At 62.0% G+C, this 24647-nt stretch carries 21 protein-coding genes and 1 riboswitch; of the genes, 9 read left to right on the forward strand and 12 right to left on the reverse strand.

What is annotated here, in order from left to right; all coding sequences use genetic code 11:
• Nucleotides 1–14: 14 nt before the first annotated feature.
• The 5 genes from hutC to ACIQUB_RS13295 all read right to left on the reverse strand — a co-directional run bounded on the left by hutC (nucleotide 15) and on the right by ACIQUB_RS13295 (nucleotide 5037).
• On the reverse strand, nucleotides 15–752 hold the full coding sequence (hutC, locus tag ACIQUB_RS13275) for a histidine utilization repressor (RefSeq protein WP_402930096.1): 738 nt from the start codon (nucleotides 750–752) through the stop codon (nucleotides 15–17).
• Between the two features lie 49 nt (nucleotides 753–801).
• A complete protein-coding gene (locus ACIQUB_RS13280) occupies nucleotides 802–1815 on the reverse strand; it encodes a zinc-binding dehydrogenase (protein ID WP_402930098.1) in 1014 nt (337 codons plus the stop codon).
• A 4-nt stretch (nucleotides 1816–1819) separates the two neighbouring features.
• Nucleotides 1820–3148: a histidinol dehydrogenase gene (hisD, locus tag ACIQUB_RS13285; protein ID WP_112436544.1), complete on the reverse strand. Its 1329-nt coding sequence runs from the start codon at nucleotides 3146–3148 to the stop codon at nucleotides 1820–1822.
• Nucleotides 3149–3377: 229 nt separating this feature from the next.
• Nucleotides 3378–4148, reverse strand: coding sequence for an SDR family NAD(P)-dependent oxidoreductase (locus tag ACIQUB_RS13290; RefSeq protein WP_402930101.1), 771 nt, complete (start codon nucleotides 4146–4148; stop codon nucleotides 3378–3380).
• A gap of 85 nt (nucleotides 4149–4233) precedes the next feature.
• Nucleotides 4234–5037, reverse strand: a complete 804-nt coding sequence (locus ACIQUB_RS13295) for a potassium channel family protein (RefSeq protein WP_402930103.1) — start codon at nucleotides 5035–5037, stop codon at nucleotides 4234–4236.
• Nucleotides 5038–5220: 183 nt separating this feature from the next.
• Nucleotides 5221–5330, forward strand: a riboswitch (guanidine-I (ykkC/yxkD leader).
• Nucleotides 5331–5403: 73 nt separating this feature from the next.
• Between ACIQUB_RS13295 and ACIQUB_RS13300 the strand changes: the two genes are divergently transcribed.
• From ACIQUB_RS13300 to ACIQUB_RS13335, 8 genes are all read left to right on the forward strand, one after another.
• Nucleotides 5404–6477, forward strand: a complete 1074-nt coding sequence (locus ACIQUB_RS13300) for a putative urea ABC transporter substrate-binding protein (RefSeq protein WP_402930105.1) — start codon at nucleotides 5404–5406, stop codon at nucleotides 6475–6477.
• Between the two features lie 64 nt (nucleotides 6478–6541).
• Nucleotides 6542–7360, forward strand: a complete 819-nt coding sequence (locus tag ACIQUB_RS13305; RefSeq protein WP_402930107.1) for an ABC transporter permease — start codon at nucleotides 6542–6544, stop codon at nucleotides 7358–7360.
• Nucleotides 7357–8181, forward strand: coding sequence for an ABC transporter ATP-binding protein (locus tag ACIQUB_RS13310; RefSeq protein ID WP_402930109.1), 825 nt, complete (start codon nucleotides 7357–7359; stop codon nucleotides 8179–8181). The genes ACIQUB_RS13305 and ACIQUB_RS13310 overlap by 4 nt, the downstream gene beginning before the upstream one ends.
• Nucleotides 8178–8999, forward strand: coding sequence for an urea amidolyase associated protein UAAP1 (locus ACIQUB_RS13315; protein ID WP_402930111.1), 822 nt, complete (start codon nucleotides 8178–8180; stop codon nucleotides 8997–8999). Before ACIQUB_RS13310 ends, ACIQUB_RS13315 begins: the two co-directional genes overlap by 4 nt.
• A gap of 12 nt (nucleotides 9000–9011) precedes the next feature.
• A complete protein-coding gene (locus ACIQUB_RS13320) occupies nucleotides 9012–9662 on the forward strand; it encodes an urea amidolyase associated protein UAAP2 (RefSeq protein WP_111560668.1) in 651 nt (216 codons plus the stop codon).
• A gap of 3 nt (nucleotides 9663–9665) precedes the next feature.
• Nucleotides 9666–13205 (forward strand): urea carboxylase, encoded by a 3540-nt coding sequence (gene uca / locus ACIQUB_RS13325; protein ID WP_402930114.1) that lies wholly within the window; start codon nucleotides 9666–9668, stop codon nucleotides 13203–13205.
• Nucleotide 13206: 1 nt separating this feature from the next.
• Nucleotides 13207–15024, forward strand: a complete 1818-nt coding sequence (atzF, locus tag ACIQUB_RS13330; RefSeq protein WP_402930116.1) for an allophanate hydrolase — start codon at nucleotides 13207–13209, stop codon at nucleotides 15022–15024.
• A gap of 167 nt (nucleotides 15025–15191) precedes the next feature.
• Nucleotides 15192–15401, forward strand: coding sequence for a hypothetical protein (locus ACIQUB_RS13335; RefSeq protein WP_402930118.1), 210 nt, complete (start codon nucleotides 15192–15194; stop codon nucleotides 15399–15401).
• Between the two features lie 319 nt (nucleotides 15402–15720).
• On the opposite strand, the gene ACIQUB_RS13340 is transcribed toward ACIQUB_RS13335, so the two are convergent.
• From ACIQUB_RS13340 to ACIQUB_RS13360, 5 genes are all read right to left on the reverse strand, one after another.
• Nucleotides 15721–16785: an ABC transporter ATP-binding protein gene (locus ACIQUB_RS13340; protein WP_402930120.1), complete on the reverse strand. Its 1065-nt coding sequence runs from the start codon at nucleotides 16783–16785 to the stop codon at nucleotides 15721–15723.
• A 24-nt stretch (nucleotides 16786–16809) separates the two neighbouring features.
• The gene (locus ACIQUB_RS13345; protein WP_402930122.1) at nucleotides 16810–18330 is read right to left on the reverse strand and encodes a DUF5060 domain-containing protein; all 1521 of its coding nucleotides are present in this window, start codon (nucleotides 18328–18330) and stop codon (nucleotides 16810–16812) included.
• A gap of 36 nt (nucleotides 18331–18366) precedes the next feature.
• On the reverse strand, nucleotides 18367–19248 hold the full coding sequence (locus ACIQUB_RS13350; protein WP_026282700.1) for a carbohydrate ABC transporter permease: 882 nt from the start codon (nucleotides 19246–19248) through the stop codon (nucleotides 18367–18369).
• A gap of 5 nt (nucleotides 19249–19253) precedes the next feature.
• Nucleotides 19254–20150: a carbohydrate ABC transporter permease gene (locus tag ACIQUB_RS13355; protein ID WP_132668223.1), complete on the reverse strand. Its 897-nt coding sequence runs from the start codon at nucleotides 20148–20150 to the stop codon at nucleotides 19254–19256.
• Nucleotides 20151–20249: 99 nt separating this feature from the next.
• The gene (locus ACIQUB_RS13360; RefSeq protein ID WP_402930125.1) at nucleotides 20250–21488 is read right to left on the reverse strand and encodes an ABC transporter substrate-binding protein; all 1239 of its coding nucleotides are present in this window, start codon (nucleotides 21486–21488) and stop codon (nucleotides 20250–20252) included.
• Nucleotides 21489–21721: 233 nt separating this feature from the next.
• Here ACIQUB_RS13360 and ACIQUB_RS13365 point away from each other — a divergent pair, with 233 nt between their 5' ends.
• On the forward strand, nucleotides 21722–22921 hold the full coding sequence (locus ACIQUB_RS13365; protein ID WP_402930127.1) for an ROK family protein: 1200 nt from the start codon (nucleotides 21722–21724) through the stop codon (nucleotides 22919–22921).
• A gap of 27 nt (nucleotides 22922–22948) precedes the next feature.
• On the opposite strand, the gene dhaL is transcribed toward ACIQUB_RS13365, so the two are convergent.
• Entirely contained in the window at nucleotides 22949–23593 is a 645-nt protein-coding gene (gene dhaL, locus ACIQUB_RS13370; RefSeq protein WP_402930129.1) for a dihydroxyacetone kinase subunit DhaL, read from the reverse strand.
• Nucleotides 23593–24609 (reverse strand): dihydroxyacetone kinase subunit DhaK, encoded by a 1017-nt coding sequence (locus tag ACIQUB_RS13375; RefSeq protein ID WP_402930131.1) that lies wholly within the window; start codon nucleotides 24607–24609, stop codon nucleotides 23593–23595. Before ACIQUB_RS13375 ends, dhaL begins: the two co-directional genes overlap by 1 nt.
• Between the last annotated feature and the right edge of the window lie 38 nt (nucleotides 24610–24647).

The raw sequence follows: 24647 nt of genomic DNA on the forward strand, positions 1-24647 counted from the left end.
GTTGATGCGTGTTATCAGGCAGGCTTGTGGGCTGGGCGATACCGGCTGCCGAGGGAATAGCGGCTGCCGACATGGGTGAATGTGTTGACGGTCGCGACCGTGGCGCCGGTCCAGGTCTTGCGGTGTAGAACGAGGCAGCTGTCGCGCTCGGGCATCTGCAGCAGGCGCGCCTGCTCCGGGCCGGCCGGAAGCGCGCTGATCAAGTGTTCGACCTCGGTCAGCGGCGTGCAGCGCTGCAGATATTCGAGTGTCGCGATCGAGGTGAAGTCCTGATCGAGATAGTGCGGAACGAGAGCGGGGTTGACGTATCGCTCTTCCAGCTGCACCGGGACGTCATTTTCGAAATGCACGACGAGCGAGTGGTCGACGGGTTTGACCCGATCGAACTCGAATGCGCGGACAATGGCGGGGGCGGGATGTTCGACGCGCTCCAGCAGGATGACGCCGGCGCGATGCTTGCCGCCCCGATCATGGATCTCGTTGATGATGTTGCTGACCTCGATCAGCGTCGACTGTGCTTTGGGCGGCGCGACGAAGGTGCCGACACCCTGGACCCTGCGAAGATGGCCTTCCGAGGTGAGCTCGCGCAGCGCACGATGGACGGTCATGCGGGAGACGCCGAGCGAATTCACAAGATCGTTTTCGGAGGGCAGCCGGGCATTCTGCGCCCACTTGCCGCTGCCGATGTTCGCGAGCACGAAGTCCTTGACCTTCTCGTAGAGCGGCGATGCCGAATCCGAAAGTGCACTCAATGACAAACTCTCCAGTTCGTTCTCGTGAACGGCTATCGCGTGGCGAACCTCAATCCGCGATCTCGACGATGGTCTTCAATTTCTGGCTCTGGCCTTTGAGCAGCCGCTGATAGGCATCCGGGACATCGTCTAGCGAGGCCAGAACCTCGCTGAATTCGATGAGCGCGCGCTCCAGCTCGGGCAGCAGGGCGATCGCTTCCGGCAGCTCGGACGCGAAAGCGTGACAGCCGACCAGCGATATTTCCCTTTCGACCAGGATATTCGGATCGAGATCCAGCTTGCCATGGCTGATGCCGACAAGCGCCAAGGCGCCGCCGCCGGCAAGCAGATCGAGTCCGGCGCCAATCGCATGGATGTTGCCCGTCGCATCAATAGCATAGCGCAGTCGTTCGCCATTCAGCGCGGCATCGATCGCGGCCTTGTCCAAAGCGACAGCCGTCCCACTGCAGATACGCGCGACCAGCGCCGAGCGCTCGACGTTGGTATCGGCAAACAGAAGCTTGCCCTTATGGAGCTTCGACAGCAGCAGCCCGCTCAAGCCGCCGATCGTGCCGCAACCGATGACGAGAACGGCTTCATTCTGTACTGCATTGAGGCGTCTGACGGCATGCAGCGCCACGGCGAGCGGCTCCGCCATCGCCGCGACCTTCGGTGCCAGCGATGGCTCGTGTTTGAAGAGCAGCTTTGCCGGCAGTTGAACATACTCGGCAAAGCCGCCGTCGCATGCCTCTCCGACGAAGCCCAGCGCCTCGCATATATTGCTGCGGCCCGACGTGCAGGCCGGGCAGGTGCCGCAGTAGACGCGCGAGTCGGCCGCCACGTAGTCGCCGACCTTGAGATGCTCGACACCTTCGCCGACATCAGTCACTCGGCCGCAGAACTCGTGACCTGCCGTCGACGGGCGCCTGCTGATCCACTGGCCGGTGCGGTAGTTGTGCAGGTCGGAGCCACATATGCCGGCGGCGCGGACCTCCACATTGACGAAGCCGCTGGGTGGGGCCGAAGGCGGGTCGATCGCTTCGACCCGCAAATCCCCAGCATCGTGGAGGCGCACCGCTTTCAAGGGCTCAACCTTTCGTCTTCAGGTAAGCGTCGCGCACGTCCGACACGGCGTTGGCATGCGAGGAGAAGCCTTCGTAGAGCGCAAGCTTGTGAGCATGCGCGGCAAACTCGGGATAAGCAGGCGCCGTGACGTAGCCGATCGAGCTGCGCTTGACGAAGTCGGTCACCGAAAGCGGGCCGTAGGTACGCGCCCACCGGCTGGTCGGCAGAACGGCGTTCGGGCCCAGGCAGAAATTGCCGATGCTGACGGGCGTGTGCGGTCCGAGCAGGATCTCGGCGGCCTCGGTGATGTGGCCGAGATGCGCGAACGCGTCTGTCGAGAGAATTTCGAGGTGTTCGGGCGCGTAGGCGTTGACGAAGGCATAGCTCTCCTCGATCGAGGAGGTCAGCACGACGCCGCCGCACTTTCCTGTGAGCACCGTCTTGGAGAAGCCGACGCGCTGTTCCGTCATCCGGCCCCAATGCTCCGGAAGGGCAGCGATCGCTTCTTCGGCGACACGGCGGCTGTGGGTGACGAGATAGGCGGACGAATCCGGGCCGTGCTCCGCTTCGATCAGGAGGTCGAGCGCTGCAAGGCCGCCATGCACGGTGTCATCGGCAAAGATCATCGCTTCGGAAGGGCCGGCCGGCAGGCCGGTGTCGATCACGCCTGACAGAAGACGCTTCGCGGCGACGACCCACGGGCTGCCTGGTCCGACGATCTTCAGCGCCGGCTTGATTGTTTCCGTGCCATAGGCGACGGCCGCAACGGCCTGTGCGCCGCCAACCTTGTAGACGGTGTTGACGCCAGCAAGACGGGCCGCGACCAGCGTCGCAGCGTCCACGCTTCCATCCGGCGCCGGCGGGGTGACGATTGCAAGGTTCGGCACGCCGGCAACCACGGCCGGAACCGAGGTCATCATCGTGACCGAGGGGAAGGAGCCCTTTCCGCGCGGCACGTAGAGCGCGACGGACTGGATCGGCGTGAAGCGGTCGCCAGCGAAGGCGCCCGGGCGAATTTCCTTCAGCCACATGGCCTCCGGCTTCTGCTCTTCGTGGAAGGTGCGGATGTTCGATATGCCGAATTTGATCGCCTCGATGACGTCGTCCTCGACGAGCTTGAAGGCGGCGTCGAACTCGGCCTCGGTTACCTGGATCGAGCTTTCCGACACGTCGGCCTTGTCAAGCTCGCGGCCGAAGCGCGCGACAGCCCGGTCACCTTCGGTGCGGACAGCCTCAAGGATCGGGCCCACCTTCTCGATAAAGCCGGAGATGTCCGTCTCCGACCGGCGAAGCAGAGCCGATTTCTCGTCTGAAGAAAGCTTCGAATATTCGTAAAAGGAGACTTCAGTCATTGTGCACGTAACCTTGTTGGCGTCTTGGGCAAGCGCCGGCGAAAACCCAGCAGTGGGCACAGCTTCGCCGCCGATGTCCGTTCGATCGGCTGTCTACTCAAACCAGTGGCTCAGGTCGAGGATTGATGTTCCGCTTTACTTATTTTGGTCGAGTGAAACATGTATATACATGCCATGTCAACGCACTTTACGATGCGAATTGTGCGCCGCAGCTGACAACAGGAATGCGTCAGATGGAGGCCAGGAAGCCGCCGTCGACAGGTAGGCAATGGCCGGTGATATAGCCCGCCGCATCGCTGGCGAGAAACACGACGGCGCCCCCAAGATCGGCTGCTTCGCCAAAGCGGCGCTGCGGGATCCTTGTCAGCATGCGCGCCTGCCAGTCCTCGTCCTCATAGAAGCCGTCGGTCATCGCCGTCCTGAAATAGCCGGGCGCGATCGCGTTCACCCGAATGCCGGCCTCGGCCCATTCGGCGGCGAGCGCGCGCGTCATTCCGAGCAAGCCGGATTTGGATGAGCCGTAGGGAACGGCGGTCGGAACGCCGACAAAGGACGTCAGCGAGCAGAGATTGATGATGCTGCCGCCACTCTCCTGCTGGGACATCCGCTTCGCCGCCGCCTGCGACCAGAAAAACGCGCCCTTGAGATTGGTTCCGACAATGCGGTCCCACAACGCTTCGTCCACATCGAGCGAAGGAGCAACCTGCTCGATGCCGGCATTGTTGACGAGGATGTCGATCCCGCCCGTCAAAGCGCAGGCCTGTTCCAGCGCGGCGTCGATCGAGGTAAGGTCGCTGACATCCTGCGCGACGGCGATGCAGCGGACACCACGGCCTTCAACCTTTGCCTTCGTATCCTGCAGCGACGCCAGCTCTCTCGCCGTGATGCAGAGGTCCGCGCCCGCGTCCGCCAGCGCAAGGGCGATCGCTTGGCCAAGGCCGCGGCTGGCGCCGGTCACGACGGCGACCCGCCCCTTCAGATTGAATGAATGTCCGGACATGTGATCCCTCCGATGTTGCGCCGAGGAAAGCATCTTTCCGCGATCATATCTATACATATAACGGTCGTTGCTGATGGCGCCGCCGTCACTGGCCTTCGTCGGGGATGTTCAGCAGATGTCCGCACGCCTTGCAATGCACGGCGTCTGCATCATGGCGCTGCAGGCCGCATTGCGGGCAGGGGAAGTTTACCTTGTAGGGACGAACGACCGCCTGCGCGAGGCGGACGAAGAGCGAAATGCCGACGATCATCGTCACGATCGATGTCAGCTTTCCCATGACGCCGGGCAAGGTGATGTCGCCGAAGCCTGTCGTCGTTACCGTCGCCACGGTGAAATAGAGGGCGTCCACGAAGCCTTCCCATCCGCCTTGGCCGTAGAAGAACGTTGTGTAGACGAAGCCGGTGACGATGAAGAGGAAGACCACGAGGTTGACGCAGGCGCGCACGACATCCAGCAGATGCGCGCAGCCGAGCCGCCGCAATCCCTCCTTCAGGAATGGGCTGTTGCCGATCGCCCAGATCCGCATCGCCCGCAGGAAGGTGAAGTTGAACAGGAGATCCGGAAGCAACAGCGTCGCCAAGATGAAGAAATCGATCCAACTCATCGGCCGCTTCACGAAGGCTTTCACGCTACCGGCGACGATGGCCTGAGCGATCAGCTCGATCGCCACCCACACGGCAATCATATAGTCGATGATGAGATAGGACGGCCCAGTCCGCAGATATGGCCCGAACAGGAAGAAGGCCAGTATGGCGAGATCGACGAAGGCAAGCAGACCCTGCAACTGGAGCGAACGGATATCCCTTCCGCGTTGCAGCCAGTTCAGTTGCTTTCGGAGTGTCTTGACGATGCCGTCTGCATCGCCTGAATCGGTACGCGCGTTGCTCATGCGCCAGAACTATCAATCGCTTTCAGCTTTTCAACTGCCAACCCGCTGCGCTCAAGAAATCCCAGCCTCGGTGCAGCTGCCTAAAATCGCCGCCGCTACCGCTGCTTTTTTTGGCACGCGCGAGCAAGCCATGCGGAAATGCCGCGTTTTTGGAGTTGGCACGCATGTTGCATTTGATAGGGCAGAGTTGGTGGCTAGGGTTCCGGCACTTAAATGTGTGACTGGTCCGAGAGCTGCCACCGGATGGGGGAGAAATCCCACCGGGTGCACGGCGGGACAAAAGCCCGGGAGACCTCGTAAGCCAAGGGATTGGCGGTGCGATGGTCTGTGCCAATCCCTTTTTCTATACGCAAAAGGGGAATTTCAATGCAGACTTTTTCGAAGATCATTTCAGTCGCAGCGCTTTCGACAGCGCTGGCACTCGGCTTCGGCACTGGCGCCCGAGCCGAGCAGAAGACCGATTTCAAGGTCGCCTGGTCCATCTATGTCGGCTGGATGCCTTGGGGCTACGCCGCCGATCACGGCATCGTCAAGAAATGGGCCGATAAATACGGCATCAAGATCGAGGTCACGCAGTTCAACGATTACGTCGAGTCGATGAACCAATATACCGCCGGTGCCTTCGATGCGGTTACGCTCACCAATATGGACGGCCTGTCCATTCCGGCGGCGGGCGGCGTCGATACCACCGCCGTCATCGTCGGCGACTTCTCGAATGGCAATGACGCCGTCATCCTGAAGGACAAGGCGAGCCTCGCCGACGTCAAGGGACAGAACGTCAATCTCGTCGAGTTCTCCGTTTCGCACTACCTGATGGCGCGTGCGCTAGAGAGCATCAAGCTGACGGAGCGCGACGTTAAGGTGGTCAATACGTCGGATGCCGATATGGTCGCCGCCTACAAGACGCCCGAAGTGACGGCTGTCGTGACCTGGAACCCGCTGGTATCGACCATCCTCGAAGACCCGACGGCCAAGAAGGTGTTCGACAGTTCGCAAATCCCAGGCGAAATCATCGACCTTATGGTCGCCAACACAGGCGTGCTGAAGGACAACCCAAATTTCGGCAAGGCGCTCGCCGGCATCTGGTACGAGACGACGGCCCTGATGACCGCCGACAGCGCCGAAGGCAAGGCGGCGCGCGAGGCGATGGGCTCCGCATCCGGTACCGATCTCAAGGGATACGAGGCGCAGCTGGCCGTCACCCGCCTGTTCGATAAGGCGGCGGATGCCGTGGCCTTCACCGCTTCGCCGAACCTGCCCAAGACCATGGACCTCGTGCGCAACTTCCTGTTCGAGAAGGGCCTGCTCGGCAATGGCGCGCCGTCCGCCGATGTCATCGGCATCGAGATGCCGGATGGCAAGGTTCTCGGCGACGCCGGCAACGTCAAGCTTCGCTTCACGGAAACATACATGAAGGCCGCCGCCGACGGCGCGCTCTAAGCGACGCCGATACCGGCGCGGGAACTCGCGCCGGTTGGTTGTCTAACGTGAACGGAGCATCTTCATGCGCTGGATAAACACGAGGCCGAGCAAAGGGGCGCAACTCGCCCTGGTGCTGTTGCCGTTCGTGCTGCTGGTGATCGCCTATGCCTTCGGCTCGGCGGCGCGGCTGGCGGAAAACGCCAATGACAAACTTCTGCCCACGCTCTCCGTGCTTGGAGATGCGATCAACCGCATGGCCTTCGTCGCCGATCCGAGGACGGGAGAGTATCTGCTCTGGTCGGACACATCGGCGAGCCTCATCCGCTTGCTGTCAGGGCTTGGCATCTCGACCGTCATCGCCCTGGTTGTCGGCATGCTGATCGGCATGCTGCCCTATCTCAGGGCGCTGCTGGCGCCGTTTGTGGCGGTGATATCGATGGTGCCGCCACTGGCGCTATTGCCGATCCTCTTCATCGTCATGGGGCTCGGCGAGACATCGAAGATCACGCTGATCGCCATCGGCGTCGCGCCGACGATGATCCGCGACCTGGCGCTGAAGGCGCTCGAACTGCCGCGCGAGCAGATCGTCAAGGCAGAGACCTTGGGCGGCTCGTCCTGGCAGATCGCCCTGCGGGTCGTGCTGCCGCAGGTGCTCCCACGGCTGATCACCTGTCTCAGGCTGCAGCTCGGTCCGGCCTGGCTGTTTCTCATCGCCGCCGAAGCGATCTCGTCGGATTCCGGCCTTGGCTACCGCATCTTCCTCGTTCGCCGCTACCTCTCGATGGATATCATCTTTCCCTATGTGATCTGGATCACGTTGCTTGCGGTCGCGATGAACTATGTGCTCGACCGCATCTCGGCCGCCGTCTTCCCCTGGTCCGTCCTGGAGAAGCCGGCATGAGCGAGCTGAGAATTGAAAAGGTCTGGAAAGAATATGGCGACCAGATCGTGCTCGAGGATGTGTCGCTGACGGTGCAGTCACGCGCCTTCGTGGCACTCGTTGGCCCGTCGGGCTGCGGCAAGACCACCTTCCTGCGCATGCTTCTCGGCCAGGAGCAGCCGACGCGCGGAACGATCCTGCTCGATGGCGAGCCGCTGCCGGCTGAACCGGGCCCCGATCGCGGCGTCGTGTTCCAGCGCTACTCGGTGTTCCCGCATCTGACGGTGCTCGGCAACGTCATGCTGGGCAAGGAATTCACCGCCGCCCGATATCGAGCCAAGCTCTTCGGCGCCGCGCGCAGGCAGGCGATGGAGGAGGCTCGCCACCTGATCGCGCAGGTCGGTCTGGCGGGCTCCGAGGGCAAGTATCCATCACAGCTCTCCGGCGGCATGCAGCAGCGCCTGGCGCTTGCGCAGGCATTGATCATGAAGCCCAAGGTGCTGCTGCTCGACGAGCCCTTCGGCGCGCTCGACCCCGGCATCCGCGCCGAAATTCATACGCTGATGAAGCGGCTCTGGAACGAGACACAGATGACAGTGGTCATGGTCACGCACGACATGCGTGAAGCCTTCACGCTGGCCAGCCGCGTCATTGCCTTCGAGCGGCGGCGCGACCGGCCGGAAGAGAAACTGCGCTATGGCGCGTCGATCACCAACGACATTTCGATCTGGCCCCCGCGCCTTGCGGGCACGCCATCCATTTTCAGCCCTGATCGGGACGACCCGATCGCATTTCCGGGGCAACGCCAGGACGACCTGGCATCATCTGGAGATAAGGCATGATGCATGTAAGCCGCTCTGCGGAAGAAATCGCGGCAAACCGCGCCCGCTATGAAGAGCATCAGAAAAAAGGACTGCAATTCGCACCGAAGGCGCTCCCGGCGCCCAGTCCGCTGCCGGCACCAACGCTTGAGAGCAGCGCCATCATTCATCAAGAGGTCATTCCGGGTGGCTGGTATTGGTCTACCGTGCTGAAGCGCGGCGAGGCCATTCGCGTCGATCAGGGCGAGGGCGGCTCGACGGTGGCCGTCGTTGCCTGGAACGCCGATGATACGAGCGAGCGGCTCAACCTGGTCGATACCGCCAAGGTCCAATGGACAACGGCGCTTGGCAAAGGCCGCGTGCTGTTTTCCGATATGGGCCGCGTGATGTTTTCGTTGGTTGAAGATAGCTCCGGCGCTCACGATTGCCTGATGGGCGGCTCCACGGCAGCCACCAACGCCGCGAAATATCCGGGCGAAAAGACCCGCAACACCCGCGACAACCTCGTACTGCTAGCGGGCAAGCTCGGTCTCGACCGTCGTGACATTCCCGGCATGATCAATCTCTTCGCACCCGTCAGCCTGGATGAGGATGGCGGTTTCCACTGGCGCGCCAAGCGCTCCAATAGTGGCGATTATACAGAGCTGCGCGCCGAGATGGACATGCTCGTCGGCTTCTCCAACTGCCCGCATCCGCTGGACCCGAGCCCTATCTATGCGCCGCAACCGGTCACCATCACCCGCTTCCGCGCGGCCGCACCTGCGCCCGACGATCTGGCGCGCACGGCGACGGCGGAGGCCGTGAGGGGCTTCGAAAACAATGCGATGGCATCGGCGTAAGGAGGGGCGATCATGAGCATTTTCATTCAGACATCCAATGCCCGCACGCTCGATAACGCCGTGCAGGATCATTTCATACCGGCCGAGGCGCCCTGGTCGGGCGTCGTCAGGAAAGGCCAGACGATCCGCATTGAGGACAGCTATGGCCAGCAGGCGATCGACACGCTGTTTTATCGTGCCGACGATTTCTCGGAACGCTATTCCAATCAGGATACGATGCGCGCGCAGGGTGCGGCCTATGTCGGCGTTGGCACGAAGGTGATGTCGAGCGAAGGCAATGTCATGCTGCGCATGACCGCCGACAGCTGCGGCCGCCACGACACCTCCGCCGGCGCTTGCTCGTGCGAGAGCAATACCGTTCGCTTCGGACACGCAACCAAGTATCTCCACGCCTGCCGCGACAATTTCGTACTCGAAGTGACCAAGCACGGCATGAGCAAGCGCGACATCGTGCCGAACATCAATTTCTTCATGAATGTCCCGATCAAGCCGAATGGCGAGATGACGATCGTCGACGGCATTTCTTCGCCGGGCGACTACGTCGAACTCGTCGCCGAGATGGACGTGCTCTGCGTTATCTCCAATTGCCCGCAGATCAACAACCCATGCAACGGCTTCGATCCGACGCCCATCCGGGTCTTGATCTGGGACGCAGAGGGCTGATCCATGTTCAATAAAGTTCTGATTGCGAACCGGGGCGAAATCGCCGTCCGGGTGATCCGCACATTGCAAAAAATGGGCATTGCCTCGGTAGCGGTCTATTCCGATGCCGACCGCTTCGCCATGCCGGCGCTGATGGCTGATGAGGCAGTGCGCCTCGGTCCGGCGCCGGCCACCGAGAGCTATCTCAACGTCGACGCGGTGATCGCCGCCTGCAGAGAGACGGGCGCCGATGCGGTGCATCCGGGCTACGGCTTCCTTTCCGAAAACATCGGCTTCGCCGAGCGGCTTGCTGCCGAAGGCATCGCGTTCATCGGACCGCGGCCGGAGCATCTCTCCGTCTTCGGTCTCAAGCATACGGCGCGCGAACTCGCGGAGAAAAGCGGCGTTCCGCTGCTCCCCGGCAGCGGATTGCTCAAGTCCGCTGACGAGGCCTTGGCGGCGGCCGAACGGATCGGTTATCCTGTTATGCTGAAGAGTACTGCCGGCGGCGGCGGCATCGGCATGCAGCTTTGCGCCGATCCTAAGAGCCTCAAGGCATCGTTCGAAAGCGTGCAGCGCACCGCTGCTGCGAGCTTCGGCGATGCGCGCGTCTATATCGAGCGCTTTGTCGCCGATGCCCGCCATGTCGAGGTACAGATCTTCGGCGATGGCGAGGGTAGGGTGGTGGCGCTGGGCGAGCGGGATTGCTCGCTACAGCGGCGCAATCAGAAGGTGCTCGAGGAAACGCCGGCCCCGGGATTGAGCGATAGCGTGCGCCAGCGCCTGCATCGCGCGGCGACCCAGCTTGGGGCGTCGGTCTCCTACGCGTCAGCTGGAACTGTCGAGTTCATCTATGATCCGACCCGCGAGGAGTTCTACTTCCTCGAGGTCAACACCCGCCTGCAGGTCGAGCATCCGGTCACCGAAACGGTGTATGGCATCGATCTTGTCGAATGGATGATCCGGCAGGCAGCCGGTGAAGACATCCTGGCGCGCGCGAACGATCTGAAGCCGCAGGGCGCGTCGATTGAGGTTCGTGTCTACGCCGAGATGCCGCATGCCGGGTTCCGCCCGAGCGCAGGTCTGCTGACGCAGGTGCAGTTCCCGCAGACGGCGCGCGTCGATAGCTGGATCGAGACCGGTACCGAGGTGAGCCCCTTTTACGATCCGATGCTGGCGAAGATCATCGTTGCCGCAGAGGATCGGCCAGCGGCCATCGAAAAGCTGAAAGCGGCGCTCGGCGAGACCTCGATCTACGGCATCGAGACCAATGTCGATTATCTCCGCGTTATCGCGAAATCCGAGTTGCTGGAAAGCGGCAACGTATCGACGACCGCGCTGCGCACGCTCGAATTTGTGCCCGATGTCGTCGAGGTGCTCGCGCCCGGGGCGCAGTCGAGCATGCAGGAGCTTCCGGGCCGGCTGGGGCTTTGGCATGTCGGCGTGCCGCCGAGCGGGCCAATGGACGAGCGCTCCTTCCGCCATGCCAACCGCCTGGTGGGCAATGACGAGACGACCACTGCATTGGAGCTCACCGTATCCGGCCCGACGCTGAAATTCTTTCGCGATGTCACCGTCGCCCTGTCCGGCGCCAGAATGCCGATGATGCTTGATGGCGCTGAGGTGCCGCATGGCCAGGCAATTGCGGTTCCGGCCGGCGCCGTGCTGTCGATCGGCAGCATATCGGGGGCGGGGCAGCGCTCTTATCTTGCCGTCTCCGGCGGGTTTGACGCTCCCGTCGTCCTCGGCTCGCGCGCGACCTTCGGCCTTGGCCAGTTCGGCGGCAATGCGACGGGGACGTTGAAGGCGGGCCACGTGCTGCGCCTGGCGCGTGCGGCGCAGACGACCTCATCGACGGTCGCGGTCGAGGCGCCGGTTTTGACCGGCGATTGGGAGATCGGTGTGGTCTATGGCCCGCATGGCGCGCCTGATTTCTTCCAGGATGGAGATATCGACGAGCTTTTCCAGGCGTCCTACGAGGTGCATTTCAACAGTGCCCGCACCGGCGTTCGTCTGATCGGGCCGACGCCGAAATGGGCGCGCACCGATGGGGGCGAGGCTGGGCTTCATCCGTCGAACCTGCATGACAACGCCTATGCGATCGGCGCGATCGATTTCACCGGCGACATGCCGATCATCCTCGGGCCAGATGGCCCCAGCCTCGGCGGCTTCGTTTGCCCTGCCGTGATCGCGCGCGACGAACAATGGAAGATGGGCCAGCTGAAGCCGGGCGACCGCGTTCGCTTCGTACCGGTGGCACGCCCGGATGATCCGATCGCGACGCCCGCTATTCATCGGCCACGGGCCGATGCTGGCTCGCCTATTGTCGGCGCGAGCGACGAGGGGCCGGTTTCCGTGGTTTACCGGCGCCAGGGGGACGACAACCTGCTGGTCGAATACGGGCCGATGACGCTTGATATCGCGCTTCGCCTCCGCGTGCATCTGCTGATGGAGGCCCTCGTGCAATCCCGCCTGCCGGGGATCATCGATCTGACGCCGGGCATCCGGTCGCTTCAGATCCACTATGATGGCACGACGATCACCCGCAAGCGCCTACTGGGATTGCTCGGTGAGATCGAGAAGACATTGCCCGCCGCCCAGGATGTGAAGGTGCCGAGCCGCATCGTTCATTTGCCGCTCTCCTGGAACGATCCGGATGCCGAACTGGCCATGCGGAAATACCAGGAACTCGTCAGGCCGAATGCGCCGTGGTGCCCCGATAACATCGAGTTCATCCGCCGGATCAATGGCCTGGCCGATGAGCAGGCGGTGCGCGACGTCGTCTTCGATGCCAACTATCTGGTGCTCGGCCTCGGGGACGTCTATCTCGGCGCACCGGTGGCCACACCGGTCGACCCACGCCACAGGCTGGTCACGACCAAGTACAACCCGGCCCGGACATGGACGCCGGAGAACGCGGTCGGCATCGGCGGTGCCTACATGTGCATCTACGGCATGGAGGGGCCGGGCGGCTATCAGCTGTTCGGCCGCACGATCCAGGTGTGGAACACCTGGCGCCAGACACCGGCCTTTGCCAAGGACAAGCCGTGGCTCTTGAACTTCTTCGATCAGATCAAGTTCTTCCCTGTCGATCACAAGGAGCTGACGGAGGCGCGCAGCGCCTTTCCGCATGGCGGATATCCGATCAGGATCGAGGAGACGGAATTCTCCTACGCGGCCTATGAACGGGAGCTGCAGGCCAACGCGGCGTCGATCGGCAACTTCAAGGCCGGCCAGCAGGATGCGTTCAACGCCGAACGCCATCGCTGGAAGGAAGCTGGGCTCGACACGTTCGTGGCCGATGAGGGTGCCGCCGAAAGCATGGATGGCGATATCCCCGCCGATTGCTTCGGCGTTGCCAGCGCCGTACCCGGCAACATTTGGAAAGTGCTGGTTGAACCCGGCACGCCGATTGCCGTGGGCGACACGCTTGCCATCATTGAATCGATGAAAATGGAAATCAACGTCACGGCCCACGCCCCCGGCCGCGTGCGCGAATTGCGCGCGGGAACGGGAAGAAACGTAAAGGCGGGTGATATTATCGTTGTGCTGGAGGAGATCTGACATGTTGCCAACCATTCTCGATATCGCGACGTTGCGTGCTGCCTATGCGTGTGGATCGACGCCGCTCGATGTGATCGAAGAGGTAATCGCACGGCGCGCTGCATCGACCGATCCGGCGATCTTCATTACCAAGGTCACAGACGATGCGTTGCGCGAGGCAGCCAAGGCGCTGATGGCGCGGGCGCCGGAAGTCAACAGCCTGCCGCTCTGGGGCATCCCCTTTGCCGCCAAGGACAATATCGACGCGAAGGGCTTGCCGACCACGGCGGCATGCCCGGCCTATGCCTATGATCCTGATGAAGACGCCACCGTCATCGCCCGATTGCTTGCAGCCGGTGCGATCCTTATCGGCAAAACCAATCTCGATCAGTTCGCGACGGGTCTCAACGGCACCCGCTCGCCATACGGTGCGCCGCGCTCGGTCTTCGACGCGGACTATGTGTCGGGCGGCTCCAGCTCGGGGTCGGCCGTGGCCGTGGCGTCAGGGCTCGCGGCCTTCAGTCTTGGGACGGATACCGCCGGTTCCGGCCGCGTACCGGCAGCCTTCAACAATCTCGTCGGCATCAAGCCGACGCCGGGGCTGGTGCCGAACACCGGTGTCGTCCCCGCCTGCAAGAGCGTGGATTGCGTCACGGTCTTTGCGGCAACGGTCGGCGATGGCGTTGCCGTTCGCAAGGTTCTGCAGGGCTTTGATCGCGGCGACGCCTTCTCGCGCCACCCACGCGAGGTGTTGCTGCCGACCGATCGTCTGCGGATCGGCGTGCTTGGCGAAACGGAACGCGAGTTCTTCGGCGATCGCGAGGTCGAGCGGCTCTATGATCTGGCGATCGAGCGGGCGAAGGCGCTTGGCGCTGACATCGTGACCTTCGACTACGCGCCGTTCCGCCAGGCGGCGGAATTGCTCTACAACGGGCCATGGGTTGCCGAGAGGCTCGCTGCCGTCGAAGGGTTCCTGGCCACCAACGCCGATGATTTCGATCCAACCGTGCGCTCGATCATCGAAGGCGCCCGAGGCAAGACGGCCGTCGATGCCTTCAACGGTCAGTATCGTCTCGCGGAATTGAAGCGGGCGACGGAAGAGGAGTGGGCGAAGGTCGATATCCTGCTGCTTCCCACATCGCCCACGACCTATAAGGTCGAGGAGATGCTCGCCAATCCGGTGGAGCTGAATGGGCGGTTTGGCCGCTACACCAACTTCGTCAACCTGCTCGATTGCGCCGCGATCGCCATTCCTGCCGGCTTCGACAGCGCGGATCATCTGCCTGCCGGCGTAACGCTCGTCGGGCGGGCGTTCACAGACGATGCGCTGGCACTCGTCGCCGACGCGCTGCATCGTGCAGCGCCCTGCGGCATGGGCAAGGACAAGTCGGCCGTGATGCCGCAATCGCCGGCTATCGAAGCCGCGCCCGCGGGCATTCCGATCGTGGTGGTCGGCGCGCATCTGACCGGCATGCCGCTCAATCACGAGCTCACGACGTTGGGCGGGCGGCTGGTGAAGACCTGCCGGACGGCCGGCGACTACAGGCTGTTTGCGCTGAGCGGCACGGTGCCGGCGAAGCCCGGTCTCATCCGCGAGCCCGGGTTCGCAGGAAATGGGCTGGAAGTCGAGGTCTGGAAGCTGCCCGCCGACGGCTTTGGCCGCTTCGTCCAGAAAATCCCGGCCCCGCTCGGGATCGGCAAGATCGCGCTCGATGATGGCGCCAGCATCTCGGGCTTCCTCTGCGAAGCGCATGCCGTCACCAATGCCGTCGAGGTGACGTCGCATGGCGGCTGGCGTGCATACATTGCCTCGCTCAAGGCTTCGGCCCCGGTCAACTGACGGAGACGTTCGGACAACTGAAAGGGTGCCTCGCGCTCTGTGTGGCGGGGGCATCTGCGAAGAACGTGCGGCAACTGCAACGTGTCATTTGCCTTGATCCTGCCACGCTGGCGACATTTGGGTGTTACATGCGCGTAGTATCCCTCCTTGCAACAAAGGAGTGTGCCATGCAGGACATGACCATGTCGGAAGTCTTGAGGGATCCGATGATCCGCCAGATGCTGCGGGCCGATCGGATCAGCCTCGGCGTTTTCGCCGAACTGCTCGAAACGGCAGCCAAAAAGCGTGCGCATGCCTTTTCCGCAAACGGATCGGCGGCGTTTTGCGCCGGTATGCGTGCCGAACAGGCTGAAACACAGGGCAAGACGGCGTCTTGAGCCACTGTCTGTCAACACCCGGTTTCGGGCGTTGAAAGCCATTTCATCGCATAATCGAAAGTTATGGACCCGTCCCCGCCCCGTAGGGACGGGTTTACCGATCCGTAACCCCACGGACCACGGTGTTTGGGACCGCTGTCCGTTTGATGGCATTGCTTCGTGTTACCATGCAACTGAAAGTACGTTGCTTGGTTAGCTGGTAAGGTTACCAGCCGCGCGATGGGGACAATACATGCCTTGAACGCAATACTGCCTGCAAAAGCCCTGCATCCGCCACCTTGAGACGACGGATGCGAGATCTTGTTCGTCGCATCGCAGTTTAGATGCGGCGCTGCGTGGCCTTGTCGAAGAAATGTACGTTCGGCGATTTCAGCGAGAGCTTGACGACCTGGCCTGGCGTCAGGTCGGCGCGTTCGCGCATGACCCAGGTGATCTCCTTGCCTTCGACCTCAAGCGCGACATGCGTTTCAGACCCGGTCGGTTCCACCACGCTGACGGTGGCCGGTACGCCGCCGTCTTGCGCGAAGGCGAGGTCCTCAGGGCGAATGCCGACGATGACGTCGCGGCCATCAGCGTTTGCAGCGCCTTGCGAGAGCTCGACCTGCTGGCCTGATGGCAGTACCAGTCGCGGTGTGTCGCCACCCGTCAACTTGCCTTCAAGGAAGTTCATCGCCGGCGAACCCATGAAGCCCGCGACGAACACGTTCTGCGGCCGGTCGTAGAGTTCGAGCGGCGTGCCGATCTGCTCGACCTTGCCGCCCTGCAGCACGACGATCTTGTCGGCCATGGTCATGGCTTCGATCTGGTCGTGTGTGACGTAGACGATCGTGGTCTTCAGGCGCTGGTGCAGGGCCTTGATTTCCGCGCGCATCTTGACGCGCAGCTTGGCGTCGAGGTTGGAGAGCGGCTCGTCGAAGAGGAATACCTTCGGATCGCGCACGATGGCGCGACCCATGGCGACGCGCTGGCGCTGGCCGCCGGAGAGCTGCGCCGGTTTGCGGCCAAGCAGCGGTTGGAGGCCAAGGATCCCGGCGGCCTCGCCGACCTTCTTGTCGATCTCCGCCTTCTTCGCGCCGGCCAGTTCGAGCGCGAAGCCCATGTTCTGCGCCACCGTCATCTGCGGATAGAGCGCGTAGTTCTGGAACACCATCGCGATATCGCGATCCTTGGGCTGCAGATTGTTGACGACGCGGCCGCCGATCGAGATCTCGCCTCCGGTGATCTCCTCCAGCCCGGCGATCATTCTGAGCAGGGTCGATTTTCCGCATCCGGACGGGCCAACGAGAATGACGAACTCGCCATCGGCGATGTCGACGTCCACGCCGTGAATGATGTCGACGGCACCGTATGATTTCTTGACGTTTCTAATGGCCAATCCGGACATAGAATTCCTCCCTGTGAGACCTGCTCAACGCTTGCTGCGCACGCGAAGTGCCAGATATGGCTTGCCCGGCAGCTCGACACCGAAGGCGGCATCGGCCTTGCCGCCGCGCACGATCGCGCCGTGGCGTGTCGGATGCGGGATCGGCGCTTCCACCTTCTTGGCGGGCGTGATCGTCATGTTCCACGTGTCGATGATGTCGACGTCGTAGTTGTCGCTGTCCTTAGGGAAGCCCGAGGACCAGACAACGGGCTGATGCTCGCCGAGATAGATGTAGCGCAGGTCGGTGCTGCCATCGCGCACGCCGGAAACGCGGGTCCAGGGCCATTCGCCGACAGCGCCCATGGGGTCCAGGCCGTGCGTCACGTCCTGTTCCAGGATGTCGCGGAAGAAGCCGATGCGCTTCCAGGCTTCGCCGTGCAATTCGCCGCCCTTGGCCCACCAGATCAGATCGTCGGGATGCGAGTAGGTCTCGCCATGGCCAGCATAGCCGCCGCGCGTCACGGTGATCCAGAAGCGGTGCACCAGTTCCTGCGCCGTCAGGTTGCCCCAGCACTGCACGATGTTGCCTTCATACTCCGGCTCGTCGTTGACGACGGGCTTGCCGTAAGCGTCGCGCCAGGTCTGCGTCAGCTTGACGTCGGGGTTCTGAATGCAGGTATGCGTAACCCATGGCTTACGGTGATCGAAGTTCATCGACACTTCGCCGTTGTGGATAGACTTCAGGTGCTGGTAGGGATCGTTCTCTTCCAGGATGTGGAAATAGCGGTCCCATTGCTCCACCGGCTTGGTGTCGAGCAGGAAGTCGTATTCGTTGGCGAGCGCCCACCAGACGTTACGATAGGCGGCGAGGCGTGCCGCGAGATAGGCGACATAGCGGAAGTCCTGCTCGGCCGACATGTCGGCATAGCCCCAGCGATCGTAGGGGTGGAACATGATGATGTCGGCTTCGATGCCGAGTTCGCAAAGGGCCGCGACCTGCTGTTCGAAATGGCGGAACATGACCGGGTTCGGACGATCGAAATCTTCCTTGCCGTCGGCGCCGTTTTCGAAGGAGGGGTAGAGCGGCTCGTTGGTGTTATAGGGGTAGTCCTTTGGGAATACGCCCATGCGGATCTTGTTGAAGCCTGCGGTCTTCAGCGTCTCAAGCGTCTGCGCCTGCATATCGAGCGGCTGATGCGTCCAGGCGTAGCAGGTCGTGCCGAAGGAGAGGAACGGCTTGCCGTCGGCATAGGCGAAATGGAATTTGTTGCGCACCCGAACCGGACCATGATTGCCCGCAGACGGTGCGGTCGCGACGAATGCGCCGGTCTTGCCATTGAGCTCAGCGGTCTGCGAACGCGTCTTAAACGACCACTCGCCTTCGACATCAGGCATGAAGCGCACGCGATAAACGCCATCGCCATCATAAAAACCCGGCACGCGGACTTCGCGGCTCTTGTGGGTGAAGACGGCGTCGAGGCTCACGTCGATATAGGGATTGCCGCTAGACGGGCCGTTGAAGGCCGCTTCGAACACACCCCATTTTTCGACTGTTGCTGTGGACATGAAAGATCTCCTCGAAAGACTTTAAATTTCGGTCGCTCAGCCTTTGACCGCACCAGAGGTGAGGCCGGAGACGAAGTACCGTTGGAAAATGAGATAGACGAGCGTGGCGGGCAGGACCGTCATGACGATGGCGGCGTTCAACTGGCCGTAATCGCTGGAGAACTGGCCCTGGAAGGACATCAGCCCGAGCGGTAGCGTCCACATGTGCTGGTCCTGAAGAAGCACCAGCGCCATCGCGAATTCGTTCCAGGTGGAGACGAAGTCGAGGATGAGGAGCGCGGCCAGAACCGGCAGGCAGACCGGCAGGAAGATGCGCCGGAAGATGGTGAAGTGAGTGGCGCCGTCGATGAGTGCTGCCTCGGACAGCTCTTTCGGCAGGCCCTTGAAGAAGCCGTGCAGGATGAAGACCTGGTAGGGAACACCGAAGGCGATGTAGGGCAGGATGACACCGGGATAGGTATCGATCAGGCCGAACGAATTGACGAGCGTGAAAAGCGGCGCCAGCATCACCTGGAAGGGGATCATCGTTCCGAAGACGACGATGAGCAGCAGGAGCTTGCTTACTTTCATCTTGATCTTCGCCAGCGCGTAGGCCGCCATCGCCGACATGGCGAGGCCGAGCGGCACCTTGAAGACGGTGATGATCACGCTGTTCATGAACGACTCGGCGAAGTTGCCGCGGCTCCATGCACTGGCGTAGTTCTCGAAGGCGAACTCGACCGGCGGCATGAACGCGCCGGTGCTTGTCACCGCAGCCTTCGTCTTCAGCGATGTGAAAACGATGAAGACAAAAGGTGCGAACCAGACGAGCGCGACGATGATCAGCGCGATCCACAGGCCGATCAGGACGGGGTCACGGCCGGGCTTGTTCGTGGTGGTGATGGTTTCAGACACGGATATCGGTCCTGATGATGTCATCGTCATTATTCGGTGTCCTCATGCTTCTGCGTCCAGCGCAGGTACGGCACGACGATCGCGATGGTGATCAGCAGCAGGACGACCGAGATGGCGGCGCCGCGACCGAAGTCGAAGATCTGCATCGCCTGCGTGAAGGCCCAGAGCGCCAGCATCTGCGTGGATTGTGCTGGTCCGCCGCCGGTAAGGCCGTAGACGATATCGAATGCCTTCAGCGACGAGATGATCGAGAGAACGAGCACGATGGTCATGGTGGTGCGCAGCGCCGGGAAGGTCACATGCTTGAAGATCGCCCAGCGGCCGGCGCCATCGATGCGGGCGGCCTCGACCAAGGTCTGTGATACGTTCTGAAGGCCGGCGAGGAACAGCACCATCGAGAAGCCGACGGACTGCCAGAGATAGGCGACGAAGACCGAGTAGAGCGCGATGTTCTTGTCGCCGAGCCAGTCCTTGATCCACATCTGCAGACCCATATTGGTCATGAGCTGGCTGAACAGGCCGAAGAAGGGGTCGTACATCCATTTCCACATCGTTGCGACCGCGATCGGCGCGATGATGACGGGGAGATAGAAGATAGCGCGAAACGTGTTGCGGCCGAAGATCTTCTGATTGAGCGTTAGCGCGAGAAGCAGGCCGACCATCGGCGGGAAGGCCACCGACATGATGGTCCAGATAACCGTGTTCTTGAAGGCGACCCAGAACACCGGATCACGCGTGAAGATGTACTGGTAATTCGCCAGGCCGACGAAGGGGCGCTGTGGGTCGAGGCCGTTCCATTTCTGGAAGCTCAAGACCACGACGTTCAGCATCGGGTAGAGCGCGAAGACCGCGTAGATCGCCATGGCGGGCGCGAGCAACAGGAGCGCCTGGAAGCGCGGGTCGTGTGTTCGGTTTTTCAATGACATGGGTATCTGCTCCGCGCGACGTGTGTCTGGCGAGTGGCATTGGATTGAGCGGTGGTCGGTCCCAGCGGGGTGCGGGACCGACCGATGTCCTGGGAGGACTTAGGTGCGACCGGCGATGAACGTCTGCAGCTGCTTTGCTGCATCGGCCGGTTCGGTGTTGCCGGCGGCGACGTCGTTGATCACGCGGAAATACTCGGTCGTGACGTCAAGCGGGAAGGCCTGGTCGCCGTTCATGTAGACCTTGCCGTAGGTCTTGAAGACATCCAGCCATTCGGCTTCCAGCGGCTTCTGGTTCGCATACTGGACGTTCTTGTTGACCGATGTCGAGCTAATTTGACCAACGAGATCCTGCTGGACCTTGGTCGACAGGAAGTAGTCGAGGAACTTCGCGGCAAGATCCGGATGCGGGCTCTTGGTGCTGATGTAGTTGTACTCGGCAAAACCGTAGAGACGCTGCGTGTTGGTCGGGAACGGGAACATGCCATAGTCGTCGAGGTTGGCGCCGCTGGTTTCCAGCTGGCTGACCAGCCAGTCGCCTTCAAGCATCATCGCCGCGCGTCCTGCCGTGAACAGGCTGTAGGACTGCTTGTTGTCGATGCCCATGAAAGGCTGCAGCGTATAATCCTTCGTCCACTTGGCAAATTCGGTAAAGGCGTCGGTGGCGCAAGGCTCCGTGGACCAATCCGCCTTCATGGCCTTCAGCGCGTCGTGCTTTTCGGCACCGCACTTCGTTTCCAGGATGACGTCCATCAGGCGCATGACGTGCCAGTTGACCGATCCGCCGAAGGTGAAGGCGGGAATGCCGGCAGCTTTCAGTTTTTCGGCGTCGGCCAGAAACTCTTCATAGGTCTTCGGCTCTTCGGTGATGCCGGCCTGCTGGAACAGCTTCTTGTTGTAATAGACGGCTTCGCCCTTGAAGGTGAAGGGAACGCCATGCTTGCCACCCGGATAGAGGTCGGCGAATGCGGCGGCTGCGGGCAGCAGCTCATCGTTCCATTTGTATTCGGTGTAATACTTGTCGAGCGGCGCCGAAAGGCCTGCCTTCACATATTCGCCGCCCAGGCCAAGGCCTGCCCAGCTGAAGTAGATGTCGGGGCCCTTGTTCGAGCCGGCCGCGACGCGCAGCGCGGTCTTGTGCTCGTCGATGGCGCGCTGAACGATTTCAACCTTGGTGCCGGGATTTGCAGCTTCGAAGTCGGTTGCGACCTTCTTGAGCGCGACGTTGGCGGCGTTGTTGTCGAAGTTCAGTGTCCAGAGCGTCAGGTCTTCCGCCTTCAGGCTCGTCGCAGTGATCGCGAGCACGGATAGCGTGACCATGAGTGTAGTCTTGATCGTCATTAAACCCTCCCTTGTGCGGTCCTCTCCGCTAGTGTTCACACTCTCGAAAATTACGACTTGTGTCAACACTTATTTCGTAACCGAACAAAGTCGATTGCATATTAGCGAATATTTGGGCTTAATAAGGTGGGTTGACCGATTATGCTCACGGAATAGGCTGCAATAATTTCTGCTTAGAAATATGTTGCGACCTAGCGGCGAGTCAGGGCTAGTCTCATGGGGAGGAGCTATGAATGGTTGGCATCAGGGAACTTTTCGAGGATCAGGCCTCGCCGGCAGGGCGCATCGTGCGTGCCATCGCGGCGATCGGATCCGCGACCGCGACACAGTTGGTTAAGTCGACAGGCTTGGCTCGATCGACCGTATCCACGCTTCTCACCGAGTTGAAGGACGGTGGCGTCGTTCTGGACGTTGACACGAAGAGCAATGGCTTCGGGCGACCATCGCAGCTGCTGTCGTTGAACCCGGCAGCGGGCCGATGCGCTGGCGTGCTCCTCGGACTTGGCGAAATTCGGATCGCGATCTGCGATCTCGCACACACCGTATTGTCGGACATCTGGTTCGCGATGGATACAGACTATACGCCCGAGGACGCCGCCAGACGCGTGCGGGCCAGTCTGGAGGAGCAATGCGCCTTGCTCGGCATTGATATGTCCGAGCTGCTGGGCGTGGGGTTGGCGATTTCAGCGCCCGTCTCCTATGACGGTGAAATTCTCAACGGCTCCATCCTGCCGACATGGTGCGGCACCAACATCGCCGATGTGTTTTCCGAGCAGCTCGGTTGCCCGATCCACGTCGAGAACGAGAGCCATTGCGGCGCGCTCGCCGAAATGACGTGGGGAGCCGCCGTGGGGGAGACGAATTTCGTCCTCTTCAAGTTCGACCTGGGCATCGGCGGCGCCATCGTCATCGACAGCACGGTGCAGCGCGGCGCTCATGGATATGCCGCCGAGTTCGGCCACATGTCGCTCGATCCGCGCGGACCGCTATGTCGCTGCGGCAATCGTGGCTGTCTGGAGACCTTCGCCGGCGGGTTCCAACTGCTGAGATATGCCGAGCAGTCCTTCGGCGCGCCCGTCAGCATCGAGCAATTCGTCGAACGCGCGCGCAATGGCGATCCAGGATATGCGCGGCTTGTCGATGACGCGGCCGAGATGGCGGGCTGGGGCATGGGGATTGCCTTCACCATCCTCAATCCACCCTTGTTCATCATCGCCGGCAAGCTGGCGGAGGTGGGCGAGAGCTTCATCGATGGCCTCGAGCGAAGTTTCGCCCGCCACTCTGTCGCCCCGCCCGCGCATTCGCCGGAAAAGCGCAGGCCTCGCTTCGTCGTCGGCACGTTCCGGGGCAATGACGACACTGTCATGGGCGCGGTGGCGCTCGTGCTGAGGCAACACGGGCGGATCGCCAACGAAACGTCGCCCGTTTCCTGATTGCCCAAACGGCGGTTTGTCGGACGCCTATTCCGCCGACAGGGCGTTTCGGATGCTCGATATGACCATGGTGGCGGACGCTGCTCCTGGGTCTATATGGCCGAGCGACCGCTCGCCGAGCCGCGCCGAGCGCCCTTTGCTGGCAACCATGTCCTTGGTCGCATCGCGTCCCTGTTCGGCCGCTTGCAACGCCTGCGAAAGGCATTGCCGCAAGCTGTCGCCGCGTTTTCTGGCCTCCTCGCAAGCCGCCGCGGCTGGTGCCCAGGCGTCCACCATCGTCTTCTCGCCGATCTCGGCCTTGCCGCGGTCCTGAATACCTCTCGCCAGCGCGGTGAAGACGTCGAGCAGATCATCATCGCTGAGAGTAGCCTTGCCCTTCACCGCTGCGCCGGCGCGCATGAAGGCGGTCGCGTAAAGCGGGCCGGACGAGGCGCCGACAGCATTCAGGAACGCCTTGGCAGCGGTGTTGAACACCGTCGTGGGGTCAGTGGCGGTAGGGTCAAGCGCGTCGGTCGCTTTGGCTGCAGCGGTAAAGCCGAGCTCCATCGCGATCCCGTGGTCAGCGTCGCCAATGATGCCGTCCAGTTGGCACAGATTGTCCCGCTCGGCGGTCATCACGTCGGCGATGTCCAGGAAGAGGCGCTGAAGATCCTTCGTCGTCACATCACCCATCAGATCGCCTTTCCGCTGCGAAACATCGCGCAGTCGCACGGATGATCGATCAGAGTCTGCAACTCGTCATCGAGCACCATAAGCGTGACCGATGCGCCGGCCATCTCGAGAGAAGTGCAATAATTGCCGACGAGCGAGGTGTGGATGATAAGGCCAGCCTCGTCCAGCTGCGCCTTCACCCGGCGCATGATGATGTAGAGTTCCATCAGCGGTGTGGAGCCGAGCGAATTGATGAGCACGGCGACGCGCGTGCCCGGCGCGATGTTGGCGTCTTTCAGGATCGCATCGAGCAGTTCGTCGGTGACAGCATCGGCCGGTCTCAGCTTTTCGCGCGAAACGCCAGGCTCGCCGTGGATGCCCATGCCGACTTCCATTTCGTCGCCGCCGATCTCGAAATTCGGCCGCAACGTCTGAGGCAGCGAGCAGGGGGATAGCGCGACGCCCATTGTGAAGGTGTGGTCGTTGGCCTTGCGCGCGATACGCTCGACCTCGTCAAACGAGTACATCAGATCACAGGCAGCACCGGCCGCCTTGAAGACGAAGACATTGCCCGCGACACCACGGCGCTTTTCTCGCTGGTCGCGCGGTGCGGAGGCGACGTCGTCGGTGGTCACCACGGTGCGTACGTCGATATCGTCCATGGCAAGCATTTCCGCCGCCATGTCGAAATTCATCACGTCGCCGGCATAGTTGCCGTACATGAAGAGAACGCCTGCGCCGTGATCGACCGCCTTTGCACATTCGATGATCGGATCGGGCGGAGGCGAGGCAAAGACATTGCCGACAGCGGCAGCATCCGCCAGTCCCTTGCCGACGAAGCCGAGGAAACTCGGCTCATGGCCGGAGCCGCCGCCGATCACCAGCCCCACCTTGCCATCGCGGGGCCCGTGTTTCGCGACGATCGATCGTGGCGATCCGTCAATGGCATAGAGATGATCGGGATGTGCCGCGAGGATGCCCTCGAGCATTTCGTCGACCGCCGCGCCGCCGTCATTGATAAGCTTTTTGGTCTTCACGCTGGTCCTCCCGATTGCCGCGTCTGGAAGGCTATAGC

This window comes from Rhizobium sp. NPDC090275 (assembly GCF_044772225.1).
In the GTDB taxonomy this organism is placed as follows: Bacteria; Pseudomonadota; Alphaproteobacteria; order Rhizobiales; family Rhizobiaceae; genus Rhizobium.

Bases quoted from the DNA above. Each gene is read 5' to 3' on its own strand.
- hisD (WP_112436544.1), bottom strand. From the start codon at position 3,148: ATGACTGAAGTCTCCTTTTACGAATATTCGAAGCTTTCTTCAGACGAG.
- ACIQUB_RS13315 (WP_402930111.1), top strand. From the start codon at position 8,178: ATGATGCATGTAAGCCGCTCTGCGGAAGAAATCGCGGCAAACCGCGCC.
- ACIQUB_RS13295 (WP_402930103.1), bottom strand. From the start codon at position 5,037: ATGAGCAACGCGCGTACCGATTCAGGCGATGCAGACGGCATCGTCAAG.
- ACIQUB_RS13350 (WP_026282700.1), bottom strand. From the start codon at position 19,248: ATGACATCATCAGGACCGATATCCGTGTCTGAAACCATCACCACCACG.
- ACIQUB_RS13335 (WP_402930118.1), top strand. From the start codon at position 15,192: ATGCAGGACATGACCATGTCGGAAGTCTTGAGGGATCCGATGATCCGC.
- ACIQUB_RS13305 (WP_402930107.1), top strand. From the start codon at position 6,542: ATGCGCTGGATAAACACGAGGCCGAGCAAAGGGGCGCAACTCGCCCTG.
- ACIQUB_RS13360 (WP_402930125.1), bottom strand. From the start codon at position 21,488: ATGACGATCAAGACTACACTCATGGTCACGCTATCCGTGCTCGCGATC.
- ACIQUB_RS13355 (WP_132668223.1), bottom strand. From the start codon at position 20,150: ATGTCATTGAAAAACCGAACACACGACCCGCGCTTCCAGGCGCTCCTG.
- ACIQUB_RS13300 (WP_402930105.1), top strand. From the start codon at position 5,404: ATGCAGACTTTTTCGAAGATCATTTCAGTCGCAGCGCTTTCGACAGCG.
- ACIQUB_RS13320 (WP_111560668.1), top strand. From the start codon at position 9,012: ATGAGCATTTTCATTCAGACATCCAATGCCCGCACGCTCGATAACGCC.
- uca (WP_402930114.1), top strand. From the start codon at position 9,666: ATGTTCAATAAAGTTCTGATTGCGAACCGGGGCGAAATCGCCGTCCGG.
- ACIQUB_RS13345 (WP_402930122.1), bottom strand. From the start codon at position 18,330: ATGTCCACAGCAACAGTCGAAAAATGGGGTGTGTTCGAAGCGGCCTTC.
- ACIQUB_RS13290 (WP_402930101.1), bottom strand. From the start codon at position 4,148: ATGTCCGGACATTCATTCAATCTGAAGGGGCGGGTCGCCGTCGTGACC.
- dhaL (WP_402930129.1), bottom strand. From the start codon at position 23,593: ATGGGTGATGTGACGACGAAGGATCTTCAGCGCCTCTTCCTGGACATC.
- ACIQUB_RS13310 (WP_402930109.1), top strand. From the start codon at position 7,357: ATGAGCGAGCTGAGAATTGAAAAGGTCTGGAAAGAATATGGCGACCAG.
- ACIQUB_RS13340 (WP_402930120.1), bottom strand. From the start codon at position 16,785: ATGTCCGGATTGGCCATTAGAAACGTCAAGAAATCATACGGTGCCGTC.
- ACIQUB_RS13365 (WP_402930127.1), top strand. From the start codon at position 21,722: ATGGTTGGCATCAGGGAACTTTTCGAGGATCAGGCCTCGCCGGCAGGG.
- atzF (WP_402930116.1), top strand. From the start codon at position 13,207: ATGTTGCCAACCATTCTCGATATCGCGACGTTGCGTGCTGCCTATGCG.